Genomic DNA, 4,520 nt, shown 5'->3' on the forward strand with positions numbered 1-4,520 from the left:
CTCCACCCGGGCCCGCTCCGACAGGTCCGCCGCGTCCAGCACCAGCAGGCGCGAGCCCGCCGGGTCGGACGCGATCGTCAGCAGCCGCCCGTCGTCCTCGGACCGGCCGTCCTCCGCCGGGACGAACACCGCCTCGCCGACGTGCCCGCCGAAGTCGCGCGCGGCCGACGTCGCCGTCTCCAGGTCGTATTTGACCAGGGACGATCCCGAGACCGTGTAGAGGAAGCGGTGCGGCAGGCCGGTGCGGCCGTCGTCGTGGGTGGGGAACTCGACGTCGCGGTCGTCCAGCACTTCTTCGGACGCGCGCCCGGTGGCCGGGTCGAGCGTCCAGCGGTGCAGCCGGGACACGCCCGAGGCCGCCGCCGAGGACGCCGGGTCCGGTGCGCCGCCGATGTCGCCCCACAACGCGGCGATGTCGGCGTCGCGGTATCGCGCACCCGTGAGAACGACGCCCCCGCGACCGTTCTCGTAGGCGTTGCCGACATGGAACACGTAGCAGGGGTCGACATCGAACCAGCGCACCGGACCGTCGCCCGCGCGCGGCATCACGCCGAGCCGCGCGCCGTAGGAGTCGTCCCAGCGGAACGGCATCCCGCCCCGCCCGGCGAGCTCCAGGTCGAACACCATCGGCAGGTCGAGCCAGACGACGTGGTTCTCCGTGATGGCGAAGTCGTGCATCATCGTCGGGCCGGGCACCTCGACCTCGCGGCTCTCCACGAGCTTCCCGTCCGCCGACAGCCGGTGGTAGGTCAGGTAGGGCGGGACGAAGCCGTAGCCGAAGAACAGCAGGTCGCCGGTGCGCGGATCGCGCTTGGGATGGGCCGTCATCGCCGTCGTGAGCAGCCCGCCGAAGTCGCACGGCCCGACCGTGTCCAGCTCGGGCGTCAGCTCGTAGGGGAGACCCGCCTCGACCAGCGCGTACACCGTCCCGTCGTGCGCGATCACGTGCGTGTTCGCCTGGACGGACGCGAGGTCGAAGGTGCCGTCCGCCCGGACGAACGGGGCGTCGTCGGTGAAGCGGCGCGTCCGGACCCAGCGGTTGCGGTACCACTCGGCGCGCCCGTCACGCAGCCGGATCCCGTGCACCATGCCGTGGCCGGTGAACCAGTGCCCGCTCGGCTCGCCGGGCCTCGGGTTGGGCCCGTTGCGCAGGTAGCGGCCGTTCAGCTCGGCGGGCAGGACGCCCGTGACGGGCAGGTCGTGCGCGGTGGTCTCGTCCGGGACGGGCGCCCGGTGACCGTCGAGCCAGAGGTCCATGGCGTTCTCCTGGTGCGGGAGGGGGACGGGGCGGGACGGGGGTCAGGCGCTGGGCGCCTTGATGCCGTGCTCGGCGAAGTACCGCTTGCGCGCGACCTCGGGGTACCGGCCGGTGAACAGGGCGGGGGCCGTGAAGCAGGCGACCTTGATGGCGATCAGCAGGGCCGTCTGGTGCGGCGCGAGGTACTGGGTGACGCCGAGGCAGACTGCCGAGACGGTGAACGCGGCGGCCCAGGCGGTGGTCAGGACGACGGCGATCCGGTGGAACAGCTCGGTTCCGGCGACCTCCGGCGAGACCTGCCGGCGGCCGATGCCCTCGGTGAACGGGACGCCCGCGGCGATCGTGCCCCACGCGGTCAGCGCGAGCCAGCCGATCGACAGGGACGCGCCGTAGTGGACGATCGCGGCGTGCGGGACGGCGACGACCAGCGCGGTGAAGCCGGCCAGGAACACCGCCGTGGAGGCCTCCAGGATCAGCTCGTCCCAGCGGCGGCCGCGGCGCAGCTCGGCGGCGAGCAGGACGACCGCCGCGACGAGTCCCGCGGCGGCCCCGGCCTGCGGGTTGAAGCCGCTGACCACGGCCAGGATGATCCAGGGGAGGAACGTGAGTCCGTAGTACTTCGCCATCGGTGGTCGCCTCTTGCCGTTCGTGTGTACCTGTCGGTTTTGACATGTCGAACTTAGACTTTCCACTTTCGACATGTCAATACAGACGTGTATGCTCCGGAACATGAGCCTTCGACACGCCGCGCTGGGACTGCTGGTCGAGATGGACGGGGCCAGCGGCTACGACCTGCTCAAGATGTTCGAGATCTCCATGGGCAACGTCTGGCAGGCGACCCAGAGCCAGCTCTACGGGGAGCTGAACAAGCTCACCGGGGAGGGGCTCATCGAGGTCGCCAGCGAGGGCCCGCGCGGGCGCAAGGAGTACCGCGTCACCGAGGCCGGCCGCGCCGAGCTGCGGCGCTGGCTGCTGGAGGTCCCGCCGAAGGCCGTCCGGCGCGACGACCTCCTGCTGCGGTTGTTCTTCCTCGGCCAGGTCGAACCGGACGAGGCCGTCGCCTTCGTCCGGAGGCAGGCCGCCGGGCTCGACCGCAGCCTTTCCGATCTGAAGGAGCTGGAGGGCCGGATCGAGTGGGACGACGACAACCTGTCGTTCTACGGCCGCCTCGCGATGGAGTACGGGAAGCGTTTCCTGGCCATGCGGCGCGAGTGGTACGACTGGGTCCTCCAGGAGCTGGCCGAGCGCGACGCCCCGAAGGGCTGAGCCTCCGGCGCTCGCGAGGGCTGAGCCTCCGGCGCTCGCGGGAAAGGCCGAGGCCGGCCCCGGGACGGGAGCCGGCCAGATGAAGCGGCACTGAGGCGGGGACTGGGCGCGGGGCTCAGGTGAACATGTCGGCGTTGTCGGCCGCCCACACCGCGAACGAGCGCGCCGGGCGTCCGGTGATGCGCTCGACCTCGGCCGAGATCTCGGCGGGACGGCCCACGCACGAGGCGAACATGTCCAGCAGGGAGTCGGCGATCGCGGGCGTCATGTAGCCGCCGCCGAGCATCCGGGCGCGCGCGTCCTCGCGGGACAGCTCCTCGTAGCGGACGTCCTTGCCGATGGCCTCGCCGATCAGCCGGGCCTGGTCGGCGAACGTCAGCGACTCGGGCCCGGACAGCACCGGGCGCGTCCCGACCAGGTCGTCGCCGGTCAGCGCGCGGGCGCAGACGGCGGCGATGTCGCGCTCGTGGATCGGCGCGGTCTGCGCCCCGGCGTACGGGCCGCGCACGACGCCGTCCGCGCGGACCTGTCCGGCCCAGTTCGCGGCGTTGGCCGCGAAGGCGCCGGGCCGCGGGAACACCCACTCCAGCCCCGACGCCTCGATCTCCTGCTCCTTGGCCAGGTGGAGCTGCCCGATGGGGTTGCCCGGACCGGCCGACAGGGCGGACGACGAGGACAGCATGACGACGCGGCGCACGCCGTGCTCGCGGCAGCGGTCGAGCAGGTCGCCGAACCCGCCGTAGAACACGGCCGGGTTGACGAACACGGCGTCGACGCCGTCCAGGGGCATGTCCGCGGTGGCGGCGGCCTCGACGCCCGCCGGGAAGCGGGCGGAGGCGGGGTCGCGGGTGAGGGCGCGCACCTTGTGCCCCGTGGTGGCGAGCTCGGCGACCAGGTGGCGGCCGACGTTTCCGGTGGCTCCGGTGATCAGGAACATGGCGACTCTCTTTTCATCCGTCTGGTTGAAGTGGTGTCCATGTTCAACCAGGCGGATGAACTTGTCAACCAACTAGATGGATGAACTTTTGGCTACGATGGCGGCATGAAGGACACGGAGAAGAGCGCGTCGGCCGCTGAGCCCCAGGCCGCGGGCGAGGGTGCGGGGGCGGAGGCGGCGAAGGTCGGACGCGCGCGCCGGCGCGCGCCGCGCGGCGGGGAGCGCAAGCTTGACGCCGAACGCTCCAAGCGGCTGCTGCTGGACGCGGCGCTCGAAGAGTTCTCCGCCAAGGGCTACGCGGGCGCGCGCGTGCAGGACATCGCCGACCGCGCCGGTGTGAACAAGCAGCTCATCAGCTACTACTACGGCGGCAAGGCCGGGTTGTACGCCGCGATCGGGCGCTCCTGGGCCGAGCGCGAGGCCGAGTTCGCCACCCCGGACATCCCGCTGCCGGAACTCATGGTCCGGTACCTGGAGCACTCGATGAACGAGCCGCGCGCCACCCGGCTGAACGCCTGGATGGGGCTGACCGGCGACTACGCCGGGCTGCCGAGCGGCCGCGAGGACATGTCCGACCTGCGCCGCCGCCAGGCCGAGGGTGAGCTCGCCGCCGACCTCGACCCCGAGATGGTCATGCTGATCATGATGGCCGCTGTCTCCGTCCCGACGACGATGCCGAACATCGTCCGGTACGTGACAGGAATGGACGCCACCTCACCCGAGTTCCGCGCCCGCTACGCCGACCAGCTGCGCCGCGTGGTCGCCCACCTCGCGGCCCCCGACTCCGCCCCGAAGTCCGCACGCGACCCAGGAGACGCACGCGACGCGGAAGGCGCGCGCGACGCGAAAGGCGCGCGGGACGTGGAAGGCGCGCGAGGCGCGGAAGGCGCACGCGACGCAGAAGGCGCGTGAGACGTGGAAGGCGCGCGAGACGCTGAAGGCGCGCGAGACGCAGAAGGCGCGCGAGACGCAGAAGGCGCGTGAGACGCGGAAGGTGCAAGCGACACGGGAGGGGCGCGGGACGCTGAAGGCGCACGCGACGCACGCGACGCGGAAGGC

The 4,520-nt window shown here is 72.1% G+C and carries 5 protein-coding genes; 2 read left to right on the forward strand and 3 right to left on the reverse strand.

Annotated elements, in window-relative coordinates; genetic code table 11:
* Together AB0J52_RS28775 and AB0J52_RS28780 are read right to left on the reverse strand one after the other, a co-directional pair.
* On the reverse strand, positions 1-1,257 hold a 1,257-nt coding region (locus AB0J52_RS28775; protein ID WP_500185627.1), incomplete at its 3' end, for a carotenoid oxygenase family protein.
* Positions 1,258-1,299: 42 nt separating this feature from the next.
* Positions 1,300-1,884: a hypothetical protein gene (locus AB0J52_RS28780; protein WP_500185628.1), complete on the reverse strand. Its 585-nt coding sequence runs from the start codon at positions 1,882-1,884 to the stop codon at positions 1,300-1,302.
* A 103-nt stretch (positions 1,885-1,987) separates the two neighbouring features.
* Here AB0J52_RS28780 and AB0J52_RS28785 point away from each other — a divergent pair, with 103 nt between their 5' ends.
* Positions 1,988-2,524, forward strand: a complete 537-nt coding sequence (locus AB0J52_RS28785; RefSeq protein WP_500185629.1) for a PadR family transcriptional regulator — start codon at positions 1,988-1,990, stop codon at positions 2,522-2,524.
* Between the two features lie 115 nt (positions 2,525-2,639).
* Here AB0J52_RS28785 and AB0J52_RS28790 read toward each other — a convergent pair whose 3' ends face one another.
* Positions 2,640-3,461 (reverse strand): NAD(P)H-binding protein, encoded by an 822-nt coding sequence (locus tag AB0J52_RS28790; protein ID WP_500185630.1) that lies wholly within the window; start codon positions 3,459-3,461, stop codon positions 2,640-2,642.
* A gap of 105 nt (positions 3,462-3,566) precedes the next feature.
* Between AB0J52_RS28790 and AB0J52_RS28795 the strand changes: the two genes are divergently transcribed.
* Positions 3,567-4,373, forward strand: coding sequence for a TetR family transcriptional regulator (locus AB0J52_RS28795; RefSeq protein ID WP_500185631.1), 807 nt, complete (start codon positions 3,567-3,569; stop codon positions 4,371-4,373).
* Positions 4,374-4,520: the final 147 nt, after the last annotated feature.

It is taken from the genome of Spirillospora sp. NPDC049652 (genome assembly GCF_040675125.1).
In the GTDB taxonomy this organism is placed as follows: Bacteria; Actinomycetota; Actinomycetes; order Streptosporangiales; family Streptosporangiaceae; genus Spirillospora.